18 protein-coding genes and 1 pseudogene are annotated in these 21,812 nt (G+C 48.2%); 5 read left to right on the plus strand and 14 right to left on the minus strand.

Going from position 1 to position 21,812, the window contains the following annotated elements:
• Positions 1-298 precede the first annotated feature (298 nt).
• From PVOR_RS31050 to PVOR_RS29740, 8 genes are all read right to left on the minus strand, one after another.
• Positions 299-475: a hypothetical protein gene (locus tag PVOR_RS31050; RefSeq protein WP_006210706.1), complete on the minus strand. Its 177-nt coding sequence runs from the start codon at positions 473-475 to the stop codon at positions 299-301.
• A 230-nt stretch (positions 476-705) separates the two neighbouring features.
• Positions 706-1,458 carry a DUF4184 family protein gene (locus tag PVOR_RS17300; protein WP_234973007.1) on the minus strand — a complete coding sequence of 251 codons (753 nt, stop codon included), beginning with the start codon at positions 1,456-1,458 and terminating at the stop codon, positions 706-708.
• Positions 1,459-1,615: 157 nt separating this feature from the next.
• The gene (locus tag PVOR_RS17305; RefSeq protein ID WP_006210708.1) at positions 1,616-2,614 is read right to left on the minus strand and encodes an LLM class flavin-dependent oxidoreductase; all 999 of its coding nucleotides are present in this window, start codon (positions 2,612-2,614) and stop codon (positions 1,616-1,618) included.
• A 23-nt stretch (positions 2,615-2,637) separates the two neighbouring features.
• On the minus strand, positions 2,638-3,120 hold the full coding sequence (locus tag PVOR_RS17310; RefSeq protein WP_006210709.1) for an Rrf2 family transcriptional regulator: 483 nt from the start codon (positions 3,118-3,120) through the stop codon (positions 2,638-2,640).
• A 415-nt stretch (positions 3,121-3,535) separates the two neighbouring features.
• Positions 3,536-4,186, minus strand: a complete 651-nt coding sequence (locus PVOR_RS17315) for a response regulator transcription factor (RefSeq protein ID WP_006210710.1) — start codon at positions 4,184-4,186, stop codon at positions 3,536-3,538.
• Positions 4,187-4,192: 6 nt separating this feature from the next.
• Positions 4,193-7,285, minus strand: coding sequence for an ATP-binding protein (locus PVOR_RS17320; RefSeq protein WP_052649295.1), 3,093 nt, complete (start codon positions 7,283-7,285; stop codon positions 4,193-4,195).
• Positions 7,286-7,334: 49 nt separating this feature from the next.
• A complete protein-coding gene (locus tag PVOR_RS17325) occupies positions 7,335-7,964 on the minus strand; it encodes a hypothetical protein (RefSeq protein ID WP_006210712.1) in 630 nt (209 codons plus the stop codon).
• A gap of 369 nt (positions 7,965-8,333) precedes the next feature.
• Complete coding sequence (locus PVOR_RS29740) at positions 8,334-8,561, minus strand: hypothetical protein (protein ID WP_006210714.1); 228 nt, start codon at positions 8,559-8,561, stop codon at positions 8,334-8,336.
• A 280-nt stretch (positions 8,562-8,841) separates the two neighbouring features.
• On the opposite strand from PVOR_RS29740, the gene PVOR_RS17335 reads away from it, so the two are divergent.
• The 3 genes from PVOR_RS17335 to PVOR_RS29265 all read left to right on the plus strand — a co-directional run bounded on the left by PVOR_RS17335 (position 8,842) and on the right by PVOR_RS29265 (position 10,963).
• Positions 8,842-10,041 (plus strand): cytochrome P450 family protein, encoded by a 1,200-nt coding sequence (locus PVOR_RS17335; protein WP_006210715.1) that lies wholly within the window; start codon positions 8,842-8,844, stop codon positions 10,039-10,041.
• Positions 10,042-10,385: 344 nt separating this feature from the next.
• Positions 10,386-10,649 (plus strand): hypothetical protein, encoded by a 264-nt coding sequence (locus PVOR_RS33050; RefSeq protein WP_419144515.1) that lies wholly within the window; start codon positions 10,386-10,388, stop codon positions 10,647-10,649.
• A complete protein-coding gene (locus tag PVOR_RS29265; RefSeq protein ID WP_160164010.1) occupies positions 10,601-10,963 on the plus strand; it encodes a hypothetical protein in 363 nt (120 codons plus the stop codon). Before PVOR_RS33050 ends, PVOR_RS29265 begins: the two co-directional genes overlap by 49 nt.
• Here PVOR_RS29265 and PVOR_RS17345 read toward each other — a convergent pair.
• From PVOR_RS17345 to PVOR_RS17360, 4 genes and pseudogenes are all read right to left on the minus strand, one after another.
• Positions 10,950-11,874: pseudogene (locus PVOR_RS17345) on the minus strand (VanW family protein). The gene PVOR_RS29265 and the pseudogene PVOR_RS17345 sit on opposite strands and share 14 nt — an antisense overlap.
• A gap of 183 nt (positions 11,875-12,057) precedes the next feature.
• On the minus strand, positions 12,058-13,308 hold the full coding sequence (locus PVOR_RS17350) for a multidrug effflux MFS transporter (RefSeq protein WP_006210720.1): 1,251 nt from the start codon (positions 13,306-13,308) through the stop codon (positions 12,058-12,060).
• A 128-nt stretch (positions 13,309-13,436) separates the two neighbouring features.
• Positions 13,437-14,999 (minus strand): ATP-binding protein, encoded by a 1,563-nt coding sequence (locus PVOR_RS17355; RefSeq protein ID WP_006210721.1) that lies wholly within the window; start codon positions 14,997-14,999, stop codon positions 13,437-13,439.
• Between the two features lie 183 nt (positions 15,000-15,182).
• Positions 15,183-15,947, minus strand: a complete 765-nt coding sequence (locus PVOR_RS17360) for a DUF3889 domain-containing protein (RefSeq protein ID WP_040680718.1) — start codon at positions 15,945-15,947, stop codon at positions 15,183-15,185.
• A 309-nt stretch (positions 15,948-16,256) separates the two neighbouring features.
• Here PVOR_RS17360 and ureA point away from each other — a divergent pair, with 309 nt between their 5' ends.
• Together ureA and ureC are read left to right on the plus strand one after the other, a co-directional pair.
• Positions 16,257-16,901, plus strand: a complete 645-nt coding sequence (ureA, locus tag PVOR_RS17365) for an urease subunit gamma (protein WP_006210723.1) — start codon at positions 16,257-16,259, stop codon at positions 16,899-16,901.
• The gene (ureC, locus tag PVOR_RS17370) at positions 16,898-18,610 is read left to right on the plus strand and encodes an urease subunit alpha (protein WP_006210724.1); all 1,713 of its coding nucleotides are present in this window, start codon (positions 16,898-16,900) and stop codon (positions 18,608-18,610) included. The genes ureA and ureC overlap by 4 nt, the downstream gene beginning before the upstream one ends.
• 77 nt (positions 18,611-18,687) lie before the next feature.
• Here ureC and PVOR_RS17375 read toward each other — a convergent pair whose 3' ends face one another.
• Positions 18,688-19,548, minus strand: coding sequence for an acyl-CoA dehydrogenase (locus tag PVOR_RS17375; protein WP_006210725.1), 861 nt, complete (start codon positions 19,546-19,548; stop codon positions 18,688-18,690).
• Between the two features lie 266 nt (positions 19,549-19,814).
• Complete coding sequence (locus PVOR_RS17380; RefSeq protein WP_006210726.1) at positions 19,815-21,626, minus strand: DUF3658 domain-containing protein; 1,812 nt, start codon at positions 21,624-21,626, stop codon at positions 19,815-19,817.
• Between the last annotated feature and the right edge of the window lie 186 nt (positions 21,627-21,812).

Below are 21,812 nucleotides of genomic sequence, written 5' to 3' on the forward strand. Positions count from 1 at the left end.
AACCGTGTCTAACTTTTGGGGGTCACTTCATCGACGCAGAACAAGCTGGCTTTTTTTCATGAAACAATAAGGAAAGGTCCCTTTCTGAATATTGCTAAATACAGCCATGCTTGTATGCAAGACGACTGGCCGTATGCTGTTCCAATATGCGCGGCCTTGCTCCATCTACATCACCATTTCCAGCTAATTGTGAGGATCCATTTATGGCTCGTGAGGAGTTAGAGATAAGGGTCACAGATCAGATCATATATGTGTATCGCAAGTTTTTGATAGTTTCAGATAATTCCTGATTTCGCTGTTATATGATAATTTCCACGTTGTCTTCCGAGGTCAAGTCATCATATGCTATATAAAGGCCTATGCCTGCGGCGATTAGCACTAGAAGTGCCGCAATAAATGCTAATTGTTTAAGCGTAGCCGTATTCGAAGTTGCTTGCTGGTTTTTTTGATTTTTGCCCTGCGTTCCTTGGCCCATACTACATACCTCCCACTTCCCTGCCTTACCATAAATTATGATTCCAATATGAAAATGTTGTTAGGCAAACTACGCTTTTATAGTTTTCGTGACAAGAGTCCATGCACAGCTCCGGTATTTTGATCTGATTACACCCATCGCGGCCAAGTACAGACTGTAGCGGCTCCATTTCCCTTCACCGTCCTGAGGCGTCATGGACAGAAAGGGCTCTCTGCAGTTATTTGCTAATTCTATCTAGCTCTACTCCAAAAAACAAGACATGTCATAAGCAAGGCCATCAAGAAACTGCTGATCGCCGGTACGACTAACTGCAATATAAATGCCAAGCCATCTCCATCCACCACCGTAATCATCGCCATAACCATCATGACGATAAAGATTGCTGCCCACACACACCAAAATGGTAAAATCGGATGCTGATATTTCCTTTTCTCAGGCATTACGTACAAATGGCGATGAATCCACCATACGATCAGACCCAAACCGAGGAGGGTGCTGCCATGCTGGCACAGCTTATACACCGGGATATGTATAGATCCCATTTGAATTGTTTGTGTAAGCAAGGGAATATGATTGACGAGCCATGCTCCCTTGTGCGTAAACTGATCCCACAGCAAATGTGTGGCAACACCTGTCATTCCCATGACAAGAACGAGGAGCCAGCCTTTTAATGATATGGGCAGCTTCCTTTCCCTACTCCAGCGATATGGGAACCATGAAGGTAAATACACGTGTAGAACTGGTCTTGCGACACATTCAAACAACAGGTAAAGCAGCACGATCATGGGCAGATTGAACAAAATAACGCCTAAGCCCTCGTGGCTCCATACCGAAGCCGCTCGAAACCGGATAAAATACTCGAAATCCGGTGCCATGCAGCCGATTACGAGAGCAGATACTGGCAGCAATTTTTTCCTCCACCAGGGCATGGTAATGACAGGATGAGCAAATGTAAAAGGCATGGCTTCTCCTAATTTCTTCATAATTTAAGCGAATACGTTCCTTACCTTTTAACGCTCCACACGCAAACAAAGTTGCTCTCCTGCATCTGCTTCCAACCTGTTGCCTACAACACAAATGCATGAAAAAAACGCCAAGTCTCTTCAGTCGAGGACTTGGCGTTTGATTTGATGAAATCTATCACGAGCCCAGCAGTTCGCGAGCCAGCAGCCGATATACCTCAAGCCGTTTCTCCTGCGAATGGGGAATGCTGCATATCATCGCTTCCTGGAATCCGTACTGGGCTTGTTCTTCCTGCAAGCGTACGGCGATGTCTTTAACCGCCCCAACCAGATGGATCTTGCGCCCTTCTGCGATGGCCATCCGGTCGATTTCCGTTAAGGATACCTCTTGAGCCTGCTCGGGTGTCAGCACTTGAGTAATTCTGCCTTTACTCATCATCAGGCGAAAGATATCCTGCGGTAACGCCTCATACTCGGCTTCTTCCTTCGTTTCAGCTGTAGTCACCATATAGGATACATTAATCTCCGGCTTGTCCATGAAGACAGAAGGCTGGTAGTTATCCCGGTAATGGTCCAATATCTCATTACTCATCGCACCGTTGAAGAATTGTGCGAAGGAATACCCCACTCCCATCTGCGCAGCTTTGAGTGCACTATTGCCGCTGGAGCCGAGCAGCCACACCTCCGGGAGTGCTACATCTGTTGGAGCCGCGAGATTCTTCGTATACAGCTCATCTTCTGGAATCTGGTCTTGAAGCAGCTGCATCGTAATACCGAGTTTGTCATACATGTTATGCAGCATTAACTGGCGCCCTTCAGACAGTGCATACATGGCACTTGTATCGCCGCCGGGAGCCCGTCCGACGCCGAAATCAATTCTGCCCGGGGAAAAAGCACTTAGCGTTTTAAACACTTCCGCCAGCTTAAGCGGAGAATAATGCATCATCATCACGCCGCCGGTGCCGATTCGAATACGATTCGTTCTGGCGGCCAGCCGGGCTGCCGTTACTTCCGGTGCTGAACTGGCAAAGGTATTTCCGCCATGGTGCTCTGCCATCCACATTCGGCTGTATCCCAGTTCATCGGCCAAGACAGCCAGTTCTTCTGCTTTATTCAAGGCACCCTCCGCTGTATTGCCACTTGTCACGGGGGCCTGATCCAATACGCTTAATCTCATGCAAATTCCATCCCCTTCTTCGGTTAGACGACCATTTTGTTGTTAATCCATTCCTCCAAAGCTGCCACTTTGTCCTTAAAGCGTTCACCACACATCTCCTCCGACAGCGAAGCAATGGTCTCCCGCTTCAATACAGCTTTCCAGGAGGATTCAGCTTCTTCCATCAAATTCGTTAACAGGCAGCAGCTTTCTTCCTTTTCCAAATCCAGCATGTCCACCAGAATTCCGTGGGATGAATACAGCGACTGCTGTCCTTCCACCGCGAGGTAAACATCGTATACACGAATATCTTCAGGCTTCTTCTTTAACCTGAAGCCACCTTTAATGCCGGGCACAGACGTAATAATGTCGGCTGTGACCAGCTTTCTTAACAGTTTTTGAAAATAGGTTGCCGATGCTCCAAGCTGTTGGCTAATCGCTTCTCCAGGCAGCACCGCTTTGTCGGGCAGCATGTTGAGCAGGACCAGAGCATACACCGACTGTTCCACCCCTGTTTTCATATGCATGAACAGCACCTCGATTTTAGGTAAGTAGCGTGACTCAAATTGCAGTTTCTCAATTTATGCTTAAAGCGGATAATCATTATCCACGTTATATATTATATCAGTTTGCCCCGAAAGTAAAACCTCACTGAGCTCAAATGCAATGAATTCTGATAAAACAAAGAACAAGATGGCGTCACCAACGCCATCTTGTTCAGTTTCAACGTATTTCCCTCGCATAACTACTATAAGTAATGAGGGGGCCAATTGGTATGACCATTACATGACAAAAGGCATGACATTTGTATGATCCTTATATGACTTTTATATGACAGGAGTAACTGTTCCAAACGACGATCAAACCCTATACTCGTAGATATGCATGACAAAAAAACACCACTTTCCATAGAAAGCGGTGTTCTTGAAGATCAAAAAAATGTCAATCAAAATCTCTAAGAGCATGTTTAAGCAGTGGAATGGCCTTGGTCCGATCATTCATGCCGATTTTCTCATAGATGACGCTAATGTAGTTCCGAACCGTTCCTTCCGTGATATATAACATATCGGCGATTTCCCGATTATTCTTATATTCCGTCATCAGCTTTGCAATCTGTAACTCTCGTGGTGTCAGATTATAATGTTGTGCCGGAAACTGAGGAGCTCCGGTTGTCCTTAACCGGGCTGCTAATTTTGCCGCCACCTTCGAGGGGAGCATCATCTCGCCGCGGACCGCCTCTTGGATCGAAGTAATGATTTTGTTGGAAGAGAAGTCCTTAAGTAAATATCCCGATGCTCCATTGGCAAGACACTCTATAATGAAATCCTCTTCTGTGAACGTCGTGAGGATCAGCACGATGGTTTCCGGATGTGACTGCTTAATCTGGCGTGTTGCCGCAATTCCGTTCATAACCGGCATTTCGATGTCCATTAACACAAGCTGAGGGCGCAGCTGCTCCACCAGCTCGCAGGCGGTCTGTCCATTGTCCGTGGTGGCAACAACATCCATGTCGGGCTCCAGATTGATAATCGTCTCCAGGCCCTCACGAACAATGGTTTGATCCTCTACAATAAGTATGGTTATGCTTGACATATCTGATCACTCCTTAAGCGTGGATCGGGGCATGGTGAGTACTAGCATACAGCCTGCTCCATCCTTCGTGCTGACCTGGAAGGTACCGCCCCTTCGCCGGGTAGTTTGGCGCATCATAGTCAAACCGAATCCAAGCCGTTCGGATTCGAAGGGAAGTCCATTATTCTCGAGTGTAAACCGAATGGATTCTTCGGTCTCTATTAATTCAAACCGGAAGATTGTACACTGCCCGTGACGTATTCCGTTGGTGATCCCCTCCTGCAGGGCATGGCGGATCAGCTTCTCAGCCTCCGGCTCGAGACTGCCATCCGAAACTTCAATTTTGTGCTCCACTATAACTTCCGCATATTGCTGGGAGTCATTGATAATCTGCAGCAAGGAGTTCCGGAACGTTGCCGAGGCAGCCTCCTCCTCGGCAAGCATATGCACAGATTTCCGCATTTCATGAAGTCCTCTGCGGAGCAGGTCCGATGCATGTTTCAGTTTCTCTGTTGATTCCGGTGCGTTATGGGCAGACATTTTCAAACCGGCCTCCAGCTGAACAACGCTGGCTGTAAGAATATGCCCCACGTGATCGTGGATATCTCCAGCAATCCGATTCCGCTCTGCCAGAACGGAAACCTTCGACATAGCCCTGGCCCGTTCTTCCAAAGAATGCTCAAGCTCAATTGTTCTTGCCTCCACTTCGCGTTCCAGCGTTGCATTCCAGCGTGCCAGTTGGAGATGCAGCTCCAGACGGGCTAACAGCTCCTGCTTGGCAACGGGTTTGGCAAGATAATCATTGCCGCCGTGTTCGAAACCGGCAACGAGATCCGTCATTTGACTTTTTGCACTGAGGAACAGGATAGGCAATTCCCCCGAGTTGTAATGCTTGCGTATTTCTTCTCCTAGCTGAAGTCCGGATACATACGGCATCATGACATCCAGCAGCGCGATATCCGGTTTATATCCATTCTCGATCCACTCCAAGGCCTCTTGTCCGCTGCATGTCGACCTGTGTGAATACTTTCCGCCCAGGAACTGCAAGAGCACCTGGACATTAATCGGATCGTCATCCACGATAAGCACGGAGGGCAGCTGCATGTTAGAGTTCGCTGGCTCCCTCTCGGTCTGAACGATCTCCCAATGGGGGAATGACTCGGTCTGGATATAGTCTGTGACGGGTAGAGGAGATTCCTTCGGTTTTCCCTCACCAGCCAAGGGAAGTGTAAAGCTGAACGTTGATCCTTCACCAAGTCTGGACGTTACTCCAATGCTGCCATCATGCAGCTCGATTAACTTCTTAGTAATGGAGAGTCCAATCCCGGTACCGCCTTGCTGCGATCGATGCAAGGGATCAACCTGCTCGAAGGATTCAAAGATGCGGACCTGATCTGCTTCTGCGATCCCGATTCCGGTATCGCTTATCTGAACCGATACCTGTCCATACATTCTCCTCGCCGTGACAGTAACGGTTCCATTTTCCGTGTATGCAATCGCATTGCCGATTAAATTATGCAATATTTGCTGCAGCCTATTCTCGTCTGCCATCACGTAGATATCGTCCGGCAATTGGTGAGATAATAGGAGCCCTTTCTTCTGGGCCAATGGGTTCAGCACTTGAAGGGTCAGCTCTACGGACAGACGCAAGTTAACCGTCACGATGACCAAGCCAATCTCCTGATGCTTTAGCTTTGAGAAATCCAGTATATCGTTTACCAAATGCGCAAGCCGCTGACCGCTAACCTTCATTAGCCGCAACAGATCGACAACGGGGGATGGCAGCTTGCCGGAGCTCCCATCAATCAATGCATCCGCTAAACCGATAATGCCATGGAGCGGAGTACGCAGCTCATGCGAAGTTTTTGCCAGGAATTCATCCTTCAGCTTGTCCAGCGTTAACAATCGCTCCGATAAACGCTCCACCTGGGAAAATGCCCGGGAAAATTTCATGGACAACAATAATGCCTGCAAAAAGACAAACCCGAGTACGCCGAATTGCAGCAAAGCTGGTGTGGCCAGGACTCCATTGCGATTTAAGGTATCATTAACCGCTGTCAGGAAGATGAGACTGAACCCGAGTATGAGAAGGACAGCCCCTTCTTGTCTTTGTCTTGCTAGCCGAATGGATGCATAGACGGCATACAGGACAAGCCCTATGGAATAAATCTGAAACGGGATCAGTGAATAATCATACACCCGAATACGGGTTGTAAGCACCAGCACAGTTAAGCCCATCGTGAATAACTGCGTCAAACGCCATACCTTGCGGGACAGAAATTGAGGAAACAAGTGATAGATATATGAGATCAAAAAGAACTCGCCGACGTAAATCGTTAGATACGATGCTTTGGCAAACCATTCCCATGAGAACGCTGGGAATACTTCCAGTACAAATCTCGAGCCAACCAGCATCGTTCGAACTGCAATGCAAATACAGAACAACCCGAAGTACAGCGGAGTGACGTCGTTGCGCCTCAGCATGTAAAGGATTATATGATAAACGGCGATAACCAGCAGGGAGCCGATGACAAGACTGTCTCGTACAAGCTCCTTTGACTTCTCCAGTTGCAGTTGCTTGGCATCTCCAAGCTCAAAGGCGTTATTAATTCCTCCCTTGGGATACGTAAAATTGGCAACCTGTATCAGCAGTGTTAATCGTCCATCCAAGTCGGGCTGCACGGGTACGACTAAAGATGCACCGTACTTCGGAACGGTGGAATCAGGCGTTGATCCTGGTTTTCCGGCCGAAGCTGCCAGGGTATCGTTCACCCACAAGTTGTAAGAGGAATATGTATTACGCAGCTTGAGTGCAATGGACTGTTCTGAATCAAGTCCGTTAATCGTCAAACGATACGTTGCATATCCGTCGGCTGGAAGTTTCATTCCATTTAAGGTATAGTTCGTCCAATAATCGGGGACATTCACGTAGGCGCTGACTGAAGGAATCGTTCCCTGTTTCAGGTCAGCAGGCTCTAGCAGCTGATTCCAATAAAATGCCCACTTCCCGTTCAGCTCCAAACTCCCATCTGTGGCAAAATTCCATTCTATAAACTGTAACTCACCGTCCTTCACCGAAGTGGAGGACTCGGCTGCCGCAACCTTCGAATGGCAATCCACAGACAGGATCAGGTAAAAAAAATGAGTGCCGCCGCGTGTTTACGCCATTTCATGTGAGAATCGACGCTGCATCAATGTAAATTTCATCGCTTAATCTAGCATTTCCCAGCAGAGAAAGATGTCGCTTCGACGTAAAATCTTTGGGTTCGTAACTGTTAGGTGCCTTAGCTGAGGATAGCAGTTTTAATTGGATATAAGTTTCCGCCACCAGTTTACTACAAAAAAAGTCGCGGAAGGAAGATGTAATGCCAAACTTGCCTTCGATGATTTCCCAATACATCTGTTTTTTATCCGGAAACACGGCATCATGCACCTGCTCGATAAAATGATCCAGCTGCTCATACATTTCAGGTGTTCGATCAGCATGCAGATGACGGATCGCAAACATCGTATCATAATGGTTACTAACATCCGTTGACAATCGATCCCGCAGCTTCACAATCTGAGGACCTGACTTTTTGACATGTAACCATGAATCCTCCAGATTATCGAGCGATGTGGATTCCCATAAGAGCACTTCATCGTTCGGCGCACGTACGACCATCGCAACATGTGACCATGGGCAGTGCTCCAGCTCTTCAATGCGCAAACTTCCCTTGGCTACACCGTGAGCGAGCAGAATATCTCCGGTCTGCAGCTGCGGCTCAATCTCGTTATAAGGCACAGTGGTTTGGTTCATATTATCCCCCTTGGCTGGTGATGATCACCATAAAATTTATCCTTCAGTTTAATACTAAACGCAACCCATAAATTGTCAATCACTGATATTGGTCTCTCGCATCCTATTTGTCCATTTCAGCATCCATTTTTACTAGATACAGGTAGATTTCACTTCGTATTGGGCAGCAGTCGATTCATCAGTGAATCTGCACAAAAAGGCCAGCCAGGATTATACTCCGTGGCAGGCCTGCTTCATGTATATAGTCCCGGTCAAACTCGCCTTACGATTCGCTGATTTGCGAGCCTCTGCTGCTAGACTTCCTCCCATACTCGTTATCGAAATGGGCCGCATAATCGGCGATCTGCTGGCATCCTTTCCCAATCCATTTCAGGTGGGGTTCCAGATAATCGATGCCCATCTTCTCTGGAGGTAGCGTGAATGCGTGAATGCCGTCACATCATGACGCATGTGCTTGATTCCTAACCTGCGAACCATATCCACATGGCGTTTAATCCGCTCAACTTTTGCTTCAAAGTCATCTCTGCCCTCCTGGACAAAAATTAGCAGGCATGGAATAGTTGCATAATGCGATACCGGCCGTGTCGGCCCGTTCACGTAGCGTAGATCATCTGCTGCGCAGGTGAAATGTTCAGACCCAAGATCACATCAGGATAATCCTCGCTGGCAAGCACCAGATTGAGCTTTTTTTGTGCTCTATCACAGATTAATGGAGGCTGCGGGCCAGCGATATTCGCAAAAGGTGAAAAGAAATGTTGATTTCATTCAAAATGACAATTTATACAAAGTGATAGACTAATTGTGAAATTTGGTTATGGTCTTCCCCATCCCTTATACTGGATAAGAAGCTAACATTTTCGAGAGGAGACCCTAATGTATGAGTGCGAACGAATCTCTGAAAAATGCGTTGTTTACTGAGGAATTCACCCAAAACCCTTATCCTGTTTACGAGAAATTAAGACAAAGCGAACCGATTCTGAATCTGAAGTTTCCTGATGGTCGCTATGGATGGCTGATCACCCGTTACGACGAGGCGGTTGCCGCGCTGAAGGAAGGCCGGTTTATAAAAGACATTACCAAAGCTTACGGAGCAGAACATACCAGTGTATTCAGCACCAACATGCTGTTCGCCGATCCGCCGGATCACAAACGCCTCCGCGGACTGGTGCAGAAAGGCTTCACTCCCCAGAGAATTGCTGATATGCGGAGCCATATACAAGACATTGCCGATACCCTTCTGCATGAAGCCTCCGCCAAAGATACGATGAATCTCATTGATGAATATGCCTTTAAACTTCCTATTATTGTGATCAGCGAAATCCTTGGTGTACCTACGGAGGACCAGGACAAGTTCCGGCTATGGTCCAACTCCATCATCGGCGCTTCGAATCGGGAAACAAGCGAAGAGGTCGCTCAGCATATGCATGAATTTATCGCCTACTTGAAGGATTGGTTTGCCAAGGTTCGCGAGAATCCGGGCGATGATATGATCAGTCAGCTGGTCATGGCCGAGGATCAAGGGGATCGTTTATCTGAACAGGAGCTGTATGGCGTAGTCACGCTTATGATTATTGCCGGCCATGAAACAACGGTTAACCTGATCGGCAATGGCGTGCTTGCACTGTTGGAATATCCGGAGCAGCGCAAGCTGCTGCAGGAACAACCCGAACTCATTCATGGCGCTATTGAAGAAATGCTTCGTTATAACGGTCCAGTTGAATTCAGCACCTCACGCTGGGCCGCGGAGGATATGGAGTTTCACGGTGTTCAGATGAAAAAAGGCGATTTGGTCGTGGTTTCCCTGAACTCCGCAAACCGTGACGCAGGTCCATTTGAACATCCCGATCTCTTTAATATTACGCGGGAGAAGAGCCAGCATTTAGCTTTTGGCAAAGGGATACATCTATGCCTGGGGGCGCCGCTAGCCAGACTTGAAGGCGAAATTGCAATCAACACGCTGCTCCGACGCTATCCTCATTTTGAGCTTCAGGCTGGTGTGGATGAACTTAGATGGAGACCTGGCATGATCGTCCGGGGCGTGGAAGAAATACCGCTGGCCCTCCACCCTGAATCATGAGCAATCCTGGAATCATAGTCTTCAAATAACAGGAGGCGAATCCGCTAAACGGGATTCGCCTCTTACTTATAGAAAACAACACGGGATACCCGTATCGATTTCCACAACTAATTTGTGTGCATTTCACATATATACCATAATAAATATTATGTAAACTAATGTACAGGTCAGCAGCGGTTATTTACGGGACAACTGGCTGGCTCTGCGACATCAACCGATCAACGTTTACGCTTTTCCAGCGCGATGAAGGATCTTGAGCAGCAAGGCGTGACCTTTGTACCCGGTCGTGTAACTTCTCAGGATTTGAAATCCCGGCTGTCACCGATTCCGGTCGTGCCACGATTTTGTTTATTGAAGCTGTTCCAGATGGGATATTGGACACATTCAAGGGGATTAAAACTTCCGAAGCGTTCGAAGAACGTATGCGGATCACTGTCGAGGTCGAGGAATATTTTCCGGAAATCGCTGCTCGTAATCACTCCTGTTTCATTGTGGGCTCCTTGATGAACAGGCTTATCTTCAGACAGCGATCACTTCGATCATTCACCGCCCTTATGTCATGGAGAACCACACCCTTATTTTGGGATGCGGCGACAGTGTCTTTTTGACTGATCCGATTACAGGTCAGGGCTGTAATACGGCATCCTATGCGGCTGAGCAAATCTATGAAACCCTTGTAACAAACAAGGAAGCCGCATGGGATGAAGCTGTTAGCGCAGCTTATTGGAACCGGGTAAAGGCCTATATCGTTGCGGTTACGGAATGGACCAACGCAATGACACAGCCGCTTCCCGAGCATATTGCAGGACTACTCATGAAGGCCGCCGCTGACCAACAGACGGCTGATGAAATCGCGGCCTGGTTCGAAGACCCCATCAAGGCAAGGGAAGCTTTCATTGGCAATTCCATTAATCCCCGCTGACAGGATTGTGCAGGCTGTCTTTTGTTTCCTCCGGCAATCGATTCGATATGCTAGGCACATTGCGCGGCTTGTATTCAATGAGCTCAGAGGAAAATATGGATACCGTCATTCTTCCGCCACTACCGTAGGCCCGAATTAGAATAGGCTGGTTATATGCATTCTCAAACACAAAGTCAGGTCCGCCCCAGCTGACCGTCGCATCCCGCCCCGGAAGCACATAGGGAACATTACGGCTGTGGGAGTACCGCTTGACGATTTGCAATCCAGCCCGGTCGATGGCATTGAACAGTGTGGAGGATACCTGACAGATTCCTCCCCCCACTCCCTCTGACAGTTCACCTCTTACAATAACGCCTGCACGCTTATAACCTCTGTCTATCGTTCGCATGCCCACAACCTCATTGAAGGAAAAGGTTTCGCCCGGAAATACGACGGCACTATCAATCGCTTTTGAAGCTAATGCAATATTATGGGAACGATTTTTATTGCTGGAGTTAAAATAAGTGACATAGTAACCGATGGGTTTAACCCGGATTGCCGCAAGAAGCTCCGTGTCCACCTTGGGATAAGTCGGGTACCATGGAGCCTCGATGGAAGCAGATCCGGTGCCGTACATATAAGCATAGTATTGCTCCAGCAGCTTACGACGGTTCAGCCGATGACCGTTCTGTCCGGGAACGAATCTGTCCGCTGCTGCCAATGCGGGCATTCTGTGCTTCAAGATATGTTTTCCGATCAAGCATATCCACCCACTGCTCGTATTTATCCATGTCCAGCAGCGGGAACACGTCAAGCGCATGTTCGCTACGACTTACACTGGTCATGACTTTTCCTTCTTGCATAATCGTTAAATTGTTGTTATCCGGTTCATTCTCTTGCAAGAGTAAGAACAATAGGCTTACAACCGACATCCATCTCAAACCAGTTCACCCGCTTTTTCTTTAGGTTATCCTCTGTCCGTGCTTGCTCGGTCTACTACTCCGTATATTTCTTCTCTATGGTATTATGATTGCTTAACAGACAATTCATGCAAAGCCTTATAAAATGTTAAAAGAAACCCGCACCATGAAAGGTCGGGTTTCTACACAAGGTACTTATAGTGCAACGTGAGTGTCTTTGCGGCGGGTGAGCGGCATGACCAGGAATAAAAACGAACTGATCGCCAGCAATTCTGCAATGCCGATTACCGTTCCCATCGGTGCCGCCGTTGTGCCGTCACCCAGTCCCACCAGGGGACTGGCCGCTGCACCTAACAACAAGGGCAGCAAACCAAGCAGTGCCGAGGCGCTCCCCGCTGTACGGGCTTCCTGCTTCTGCATCGCGAGCGATGTTGTCGTAGCACTTACCATACCGACGGCCGATACAATCAGGAACAGCATCGGTGCAATGAATAATAATCCTCCGCCAAGCCATGTGATGACGAATAACGAGGTCCCTCCAAATGCGGCAATCACAAGTCCTGTCATTAACAGTTTCGTTTCACCGGTGCGAGAAGCCAATCTGCCTGTTATCTGCGAGAACAAAACAATACCAATTCCATTCACGGCAAAAAACAGACTGTACATCTGAGGGGAAACACCGAATATATCCTGCAGAACGAACGGAGATCCCGAGATATAAGCAAACATTGCGGCGGATACAAACGCTTGAGACAGCGCATAGCCAACGAAAACATGGTCCTGGATCAGTGTACCGAATGTGCGAAATGTCTGCTTAATGCCACCGGTTGCTCTTTTCTCCCGGTTCAGCGTCTCGGGAAGACCGAAGAGGACAGCAAGCAGCATCAACACACCGATCAGGAACAATACAACAAAAACCCCGCGCCATGAAACAAAGTTAAGGATAAATGCTCCGAACACAGGCGCAATAATCGGTGCCAAACCATTGATTAACATCAGCAAAGTGAAGAATTTGGTCAGCTCGGAACCGGTGTATAAATCCCGGACGACTGCCCTGGAGATAACAATGCCCGCCGCTCCGCTTGCTCCCTGTATGAAACGAAGTGCAACCAGGACCCATATGCTAGGCGCAAATGCACAGAGCAAGGAGGTCACCGAATAAATAATCAGTGAGACGATCAGCGGCCCTTTCCTCCCCCTTATGTCACTTAACGGTCCGGCTACCAATTGTCCGAGTGCAAGTCCGAGCAAGAATGCCGTCAGGCTGAGCTGAGCTAATGAGGCAGGTGAACCCAAACTTTCTGACAGCTTGGGAAGCGCCGGTAAATACATATCAACAGATAATGGCCCAAATGCTGAAAGTGATCCGAGAATCAGAGCAAACTGAAGCCTCTTTCTGCGCGTTAGTACCATCGTAGAGCTGGCTTCATTGGTGGAAATCGACATACGAACGGTTACTTCCTTTCCTGCAACACAACGATGCATATCATGATTAATCTCTTCTCTAAAACATCCGACTGCTAAATAACTATCCTATCATAGGATATATTCCACGATATTGCTATCCATTTTTTCTAGGCCAACGGAATCCGCAAGGTAAATGTCGTACCCTTACCAAGCTCACTTTGTACGGTAATTCTCCCGCCATGATCCTCTACAATTTTCTGACACAGGGACAGTCCGAGACCCGTGCCCTCTTCTTTGGTTGTATAGAACGGATCAAAAATTTTCGCCAGATTTTCATCAGCAATCCCTTTACCTGTGTCCTCGACCCTTACCACTGCAAGCGCTTCTACTGCCTCTAGCGAGATACGAACCGTGCCGGTATGCTCCATCGCCTGAAATGAATTCCGGATCAAATTAATCAGCACCTGAATGATCTTGTCGCGGTCCATGACGATATGGATCGGATCATCGCTTAAATCGAGCGTAAAAAGATGTCCATGGGAAGCAGCTTCGGATTCACATAGGGAATAGACACGGGTCATACAATCCGTAAGCGACTCAACTTTCATGTTGCTGGCATGCGGCTTGGAAAAATGCAGAAACTCCGCTGTCAATTCCCCTACCCTCGTGATTTCGCCCATAATCACCTCATACCAGGGCTGTATGTTATAGCTTTGATTTTTCGAAAGTTGTATGAAGCCTTTAATCGAAGTGAGGGGATTCCGGATTTCATGAGCCATCCCGGCAGCCAGCTCTCCCACCATCTTCATCTTTTCAGTTCGAAGGATCTCCTCCTGGCTTCTCATCCAGGAATTGCGCCGCATCTGAAATATCCGGTCCTCCGCGGTGCTGAGCATCTCCTGATAGGTTAACGCTTCATGGGGATAACACGTAATGCTGTATGTCACCTGAACACCGATATGCTCAAAGTTAAACATGCTGCTCTCGATGTTTACATGCTCCGGGAGCAGTATAGCAAAGCGATCTCCTGCGTACCGGGAAGCTGCAAGCATATCGTTCAGGAACAGCTTGCGCAGTGCGCGCGAGAAACTGATAAGAATCTCATTGGCGGTCGATATATCTTTGGCATTCAATGATTTGAAGTTGTTGATATCCAGCAGCACCAATTGAAAAGGCTTGTTCAATTTAATTAAATGCTGAACTTTATGCAAATATCCATCATAATTGAGCAAACCCGTTAAAGGATCGTGATACGTCAGATAATCATTTTGCTTATATAACTTCTTCTTCTCCGAATCGAGAAAGTTCACGAAATGAAAAGAGATCACGATGACAAAAGACGCCAAGGTATCAAACACAGAGACCAATATATGATACTTCGTTAATGGCAAATAGGTCAGACGAATGACGGAATATTGAAGAATCATGAGAAAGCACAGCGACATCGAGTCTCTAAAATTCTCTTTCTTATGAATGAGATTAATAATAAATATGTAATACAAGAGAATGCACCAATTCAATTGGCTAACATAGTGAAAGGCCCCGAGGAAGAGAAATTGAACATTGCGGAGCCATTCATACTTTCGATCGAACACGACGGATAAGTACAATAGTGTTGCCAATAACAGCATCATAGGGATGGATGATTGGTAATCCAGATAAACCGACGACACGATAATAAAGACCGATATCAAAGGAACAAATAGGAGCTTAAGGACAATAAACGGCAAAGCGAATCACTCCTAAATCGCTATATACTGGCGCAAAATGTAGAAATAACGGAGGCAAGTATCACCAAATATGGTACACCATAAGCAGACGTCTGAACAGCAGGAAAACACGACTTTCAGAAAAGCATGTGTAATTTTTTTCCTGAAAATGGTGTTATCCCTGCTTCCAAACCGATATTCCTTTTAGAATTCCTCGTATCGTATCGTTATGAATTGATCCGTGGTCGGATTGAACACAACGATCGCATAAACGCCGAATTCACGGGTTCCCTTCTTCAACCAAAGCTTGAATTTCTCCTCCGCCAATTCGCTGGATTTCGTGGTTCTCCCCATATAGAGATAATCAATTACGTCCATATGATAATGGTCCTTCGTTTGATTTACTGCGAGATTCCCCCACTTCGCATAAGTCGGGTCTTTGCTATCAACGACATGAATTAGAGACTGCGCGATTTCTGTCAACTCCTGTTGACTGATTGCCGACGAGGCTTGATTGGCTGCCGTCAACAGATACTGCCAGTCGCCTTTTTCGAATGCCAATAGCTGGATTGAGTTGATGGGTCCCATGTAGAACTTGGCCACGTTATGATCCGCAAGCTCCGTTTCATCAAACGACAGATAATTCATTTGTTGTCGGTTCTTTCTTGGATACAGCTCGATTGTATACTCATTCTCAGGCTTGTGTTGATGTTGATAATGAATCTCCAAATGCTCGTCCAATCCTCCCTGTGTGTCATAGCAGCGACCATACTGATGCGTGAAAGATACGGATGGCAGCTGCGGAGGCAAAAGGATCTTCTTTCCGAAATGTACCTCACAAGTCCTCACGGCCTCTTCGACGAGCTGGGCGCCGGATTCAAGAATGGCCTGCTGGTAGTCATTAATCGAGGATTCTTCCATGCTCTGATGATCACCGGGACTTATCCCGAGCCATAATATCCCTGTCAAAAAAAATGCTGTTCAGCATGTAACCCCTCCTGCTTATCCTTAATATCAACCCTGTCTGAGCCTAAGGTTCCCGCTAAAGATGTTCCTATGCGCGATGTGGCATTCGTTGGATATTCGTTAGATATATTTTAAGAGGAATAGAACATCTTCGGTTAATTATATGTTAATTTATCTAACATAAATATTGACTAACTTTCTATGGAGTGCTACATTTATCCAAAATAAACACCATTACGCAGCTTGTCAGTCTACATTCACAATTATGTGTTATGTATTCTGACGCAAATTATTGCAAAGGGAGTGACTTGGATGCATCTTACTTACCAAGAGAGTGACAAATTATTGCTTTTTCTAGCGTCTGAATTAGCGCAGAAACGTTTGGCCCGCGGGTTGAAATTAAACTATCCTGAAGCGGCCGCACTTATTTCAGGTTACGTTGTTGAAGGTGCTCGTGACGGCAAGTCTGTAGCGGAGCTAATGGAAGAGGCGCGCCATGTCCTGTCTGCGGATCAAGTCATGGATGGAGTTGCCCATTTGCTTACAGAAGTCCAGGTGGAAGCTACTTTCGTGGATGGCACCAAGTTGGTCAGTGTTCATGATCCGATCCAAGGCATTCTCGCTTCAGCGGGTATGATTGCCGGGGAATACGATCTTCGTGATGAGCCCATCGAGCTGGTTCCTGATCGGCCCCGCATTAAGCGTGAAGTAACGAATACCGGTGATCGCCCGATCCAGGTAGGCTCACACTTCCATTTTTACGAATGCAACCCGGCCCTGCAATTCGATCGGAACGGCACGCAAGGATACAGGCTCGATATTGCCTCTGGTTTATCCACAAGGTTTGAACCCGGGGAAACTTCAGAGGTTGTCCTTGTGCAGATTGGAGGCAGTCAAGAAATTCATGGCTTTGCTGGTTTGATAAACGGAAAAACGAATGGGATGGTGAGCTTATGACAAAGATTGATCGCGCTACCTACGCCAGTATGTATGGGCCTACGACAGGAGATCGCGTAAGACTCGCCGATACCTCCCTCTGGCTTGAGATTGAAAAGGACTTTACCGTTTACGGGGATGAATGTGTTTTTGGAGGCGGTAAAGTCATTCGTGACGGCATGGGTCAGCATCCACTGGCGACCCGTGCGGAAGGCGTACTGGATCTGGTCATTACGAATGCCATCATCATCGACACCTGGGGCATCGTCAAAGCCGATATCGGGATTAAGGACGGATTCATTAGCGGCATTGGTAAAGCGGGGAACCCCCTGATGATGGATGGCGTTACCGACGGCATGATTATCGGAGTTGGTACCGAAGTCATCTCAGGCGAAAATTTGATTGTAACGGCTGGCGGCGTGGATTCGCATGTACACTTCATCAGTCCGCAGCAAGTGGAAATTGCACTTCAAAGTGGTGTGACCACATTTGTTGGCGGAGGCACTGGACCCGCCACGGGTACGCTGGCTACGAACTGTACTTCAGGGGTATGGAATTTGCAGCGCATGCTGCAGGCAACCGATGCATTGCCGATTAATATGGTATTTCTGGGGCGCGGGAACAGCAGCCGCCCTGAAGCGCTGGCGGAACAGGTGCATGCAGGCGCTGCCGGACTTAAGATTCATGAAGACTGGGGCAGCACGCCTTATGTCATCGATAAATGCCTGAATGTCGCTGAAGAGCTGGATGTACAGGTTAATATTCATACCGATACACTGAACGAAGCCGGTTTTGTTGAAGACAGCCTGCGCGCCTTTAACGGCCGGGCAATTCATACCTATCATACCGAAGGCGCCGGAGGCGGCCATGCACCTGACCTGCTTCGGGTGGCTTCCATGCCGAACGTTCTCCCCTCCTCTACCAGCCCAACGATGCCATATACCGTCAATACGCTGGATGAACATCTGGATATGCTGATGATATGTCATCATTTGGATCCTCGCATCCCGGAGGATGTTGCCTTTGCCGCTTCCCGAATCCGGGCAGAGACGATTGGTGCGGAAGACATCCTGCATGACATTGGAGCCATCAGCATGACCAGCTCCGACTCTCAAGCCATGGGCCGTGTTGGTGAAGTCGCCATCCGCACATGGCAAACGGCGGACAAAATGAAACAACAGCGCGGTCCGTTAGGTCCGGATACAAATGCTGACAATTTCCGGATTAAGCGCTACATTGCCAAATACACCATTAACCCTGCCATCACCCATGGCATCTCGAATTATGTCGGCTCCATTGAAGTGGGGAAAATGGCCGACCTCGTGCTCTGGAAGCCCGCCTTTTTCGGCGCCAAACCGGAGATGGTGCTGAAAAGCGGCATGATTGTCCATGCGGTCATGGGAGATCCGAACGCTTCGATCGCCACACCGCAGCCCTATATGTATCGGCCGATGTTTGGCAGTTACGGTGGAGCGCAGGCTGCACTTAGCGCGACCTTTGTCTCGCAATCCTCCCTAGAAATGGGGACGCTGGATCCATTAGGATTGCGAAAGCAGCTCCTGCCTGTTCAGAACTGCCGGACCGTGAGAAAAGCGGATCTTATCCACAATGGTGAGACGCCGGAAATTATGGTAGACCCTGTGACTTACGCAGTTACCGTGAATGGCGAGAAGCTGACAAGCGCACCATCTGCCAATCTGCCCCTGTCACAGCGTTATTTCCTCGTTTAACCCCAAGATATATAAGACTTCGGGATAGTAATACTAAAAAACCATGAACTGCTTACCACGCGTTCATGGTTTTTTGTTCATGAGAAGTTTCTTAGCAGCGCATGCGAGCATGCGGTTTGAAGGTCCCTCCAGCAGCGGTTCACTTCCGCATCCTCCATAGCTGCGGACAGTCCCAGCAGTGGAAACAACTGCTGACCACAGGATAAAGCCGTATTTGCCGCTGCTATGCTCTTCGCCGTTACCTCGGCCTCTGTCTCAGCTGACAATCCGCCGACGCGAAGCAGTTCCTCCCATGATTTCTCTACCGTCACATAAAAGACGGACATGGCTTGCTCCAGCGCTGCCTTACATTCCTCCAGCTTGCCGATGACGTAAGATGAGCTTCCCCGCTGGACCGCAAGTACCTCTGCCGCCTCCAGAAAATGCTCTGCGATCCCGGCCGCAACACCTGCAAAAGAAACTTGTGCAAAAGGAAGGAAGGGATAGCGATAGATGGTTTCTCGCTCATATCCCTTGGTCTCCGTGAGCAAGAATGTCATGTCATCCGGTACGAATGCATCCACCGCCGATATCGTATGGCTTCCAGTTGCTCGCAGACCGAAGGCGTTCCAATCTGCCAGAATGTCAATCTGCTCCGGATTCAGGATGAAGGAACGAATCTCGGATTCGCCAAGTGCTGAAGAGGATACGGCATCATTACGGTTGGGCGCTGGCTCAATGACAGCATTGGCTGTAAAGGTGGTCGCATAAGTAGAACCGCTGCAATATCTCCAGCTGCCGTTCACAACATACCCGCCTTCTACCCTTGTTGCAGTCCCGGACGGCATCCCACTGCCGGCAATCACAGCTTCCCTGTATGCGAATACGCCGCGGCTGACTTCCGGATGCAAAGAACCCACCGCCTGCCCCAATCGTAACCAGCCACCCCAAATTCCCATCGATTCTGGCGCTCTCCTGAAAAATACGTGTTGCCTCAGGAAGCGGAGTCATTCGACCTTCAAGCTCATCAGGCACAAACAAGTGAAACAGACGATGATCATATAGGATATCTAATACTTCCTGAATTACTTGTCTTTCCTTGTCCATACTTAGCGCATGCTCTCTAATGGTTCGTAGCTGCTGATTCGTAAATAACATATCGCCACCACTTTCCGTCATTCTCTGTCTATTCTATTGGCACCGCACCCAGGTTGTACAGACTGGCCTACTCTTTATGAGTATCCTGATGCATGTGGTTTAACATCTTGCCCAGCGATTCCATGATGGATATCCGTTGTTCTTTATGTTGTTGGTAGGTAATCAACAGTTCATCTAATAGAGCTTGGATACCACCTTCATCCACTTCCGGCTGAGGAGAAGGAGGTTTGCCGAGAGCGGCAGCATCCAACTGGCTCAATTGCTCCATCACGTCTTTCTCCGAAAGATTGATCTCCATCATCTCACGGAGCAGCGACCTCACCTTCACGACCTTGGCCAATCGCTGTTCATGGCTCCATTGCTCCTCAGGTATCGAAGGATCCACAAGAGACACGCTGTAGTTACGCATTGTACTCAGATCACCGGTATGAACTAAAGCTCCTTCCCGAATCAGGTGGCGAACCCTGTACTCAACGAATAAGTCCGGAACGGTCAGTTCGCCATTGCCGATCACATCGCCAATGATACGGGCTGATTTCTTGAAGAACCCGTGTCTGGCTTCAACCCGATATGCGGCTTCTAATATATCACCATCATAATAAGACACCGATACCGTGTGCAGCTCCTTGCCTTTCAGCACCCGAAGTGTCCCGTCTTCGTTCAACAGCCGACTCCACTCCTCGCGGTAACCAGCCTGCTCTTCTGGCGATAGCCTCACAAGCTCGGATACGTTCAGTACGGTTTGGAGTTTCTTCGGAGTCATCTCATATGTTCCCTTATACCAGGTATTTGGATCTTGTTCATGAAGAATGCTTGTTGCATTGATCACCATGGCATCGGGATGGTCTGGCATCAAGGACAACAGCCTGCGCAGACCTAATTGTTCAGAAGCGGAATCTCCAGCCCATATAAGACAAGGCACCTCCATCAACTGCTGTGGCCATATGTGCCAACTAAACGCCGCTTGCAGCATGCTCTGCTTCCTGTCGTCTGCATATGCAGTGCTGTATCGCTCCTGAATCCATTCATTTCTGCCGGAGAACGAATGGGAGAAATCACGGTCGTTCGGAAGCGGTCCGACCATGAGGTTATCTCCCAGTGTAACTACAATCTCCCCGGGGTTCGATTGCAGCATTAATTTTAACGAGCCGGCGGTAGAGTCATCAAACGAAATATGAACTCTGGTTACATTGCCGCGGTGAATGGGAGATTCAGACAGGTATGCGTTATTCCCGATCGCCCATTCCTTGTCGAACGCTTGCAGGAAAAGTTCGAGACTCTGATGCTTGTTATCTGCAAGAAGTCTCGCTGATTCCGTGTTCATTCGATCCTTCAGCTTCAGTAGTTTCTCGTAGAAATGGTTGATGGCCGTGCTTTCACCCGACCGGTATTCCTCTTGCGTCATCTTCTCTCGAAGAGGAATGAAAGGATCATACATCTTCTGCCCCTTCCAGCCGGAATAAGCAAAAGTACGGGCAATGCCGATGACGCCAAGCGCATCCAGACGATCGGCGTCCTGCACGATTCGGCCTTCCAGGGTCCGCATTGTATTTCCCGTTCCGCCTGAAAATGACATCGTGTTTATGATTTCAAGCACTAATTCCCGGTCAGTGGTCTCAACACCGGCTTGCATCAGCCAATTCTGAACCCGCTCGTAACCCGCTTCCTTGGATTCATTTAACTTCTCGTCCGCCACGTCATGAAGCAGCGCCGACAGCTCACATATGTATACATTGGCACCTTCAAGATTCGCCAGGATACGGGCGATGCGGGTGACGCGCTGGATATGCCACCAATCGTGACCGCTCGAATCCCGTTCAAGAATCGAACGTGCAAACTCCTGGGCGTGCAATATGATCTGACGCTCATTTGACTTCATTAGATTCGTACCCCCCCCTCCATCTATAAATCCGGACACCAAGCTCTATTATTCCCCATTTACCAGATGGTCGCAACCCAAGAGAATGTGAGATGCGATTTGTATCCGCCCCTCATGTAGGGGCATACGATAACAAGGAACCTGCATCATATCCATTGCACCTATGTACATATGCAGCCTTAAGGA

This window comes from Paenibacillus vortex V453, assembly GCF_000193415.1.
GTDB lineage: Bacteria > Bacillota > Bacilli > Paenibacillales > Paenibacillaceae > Paenibacillus_AQ > Paenibacillus_AQ glucanolyticus.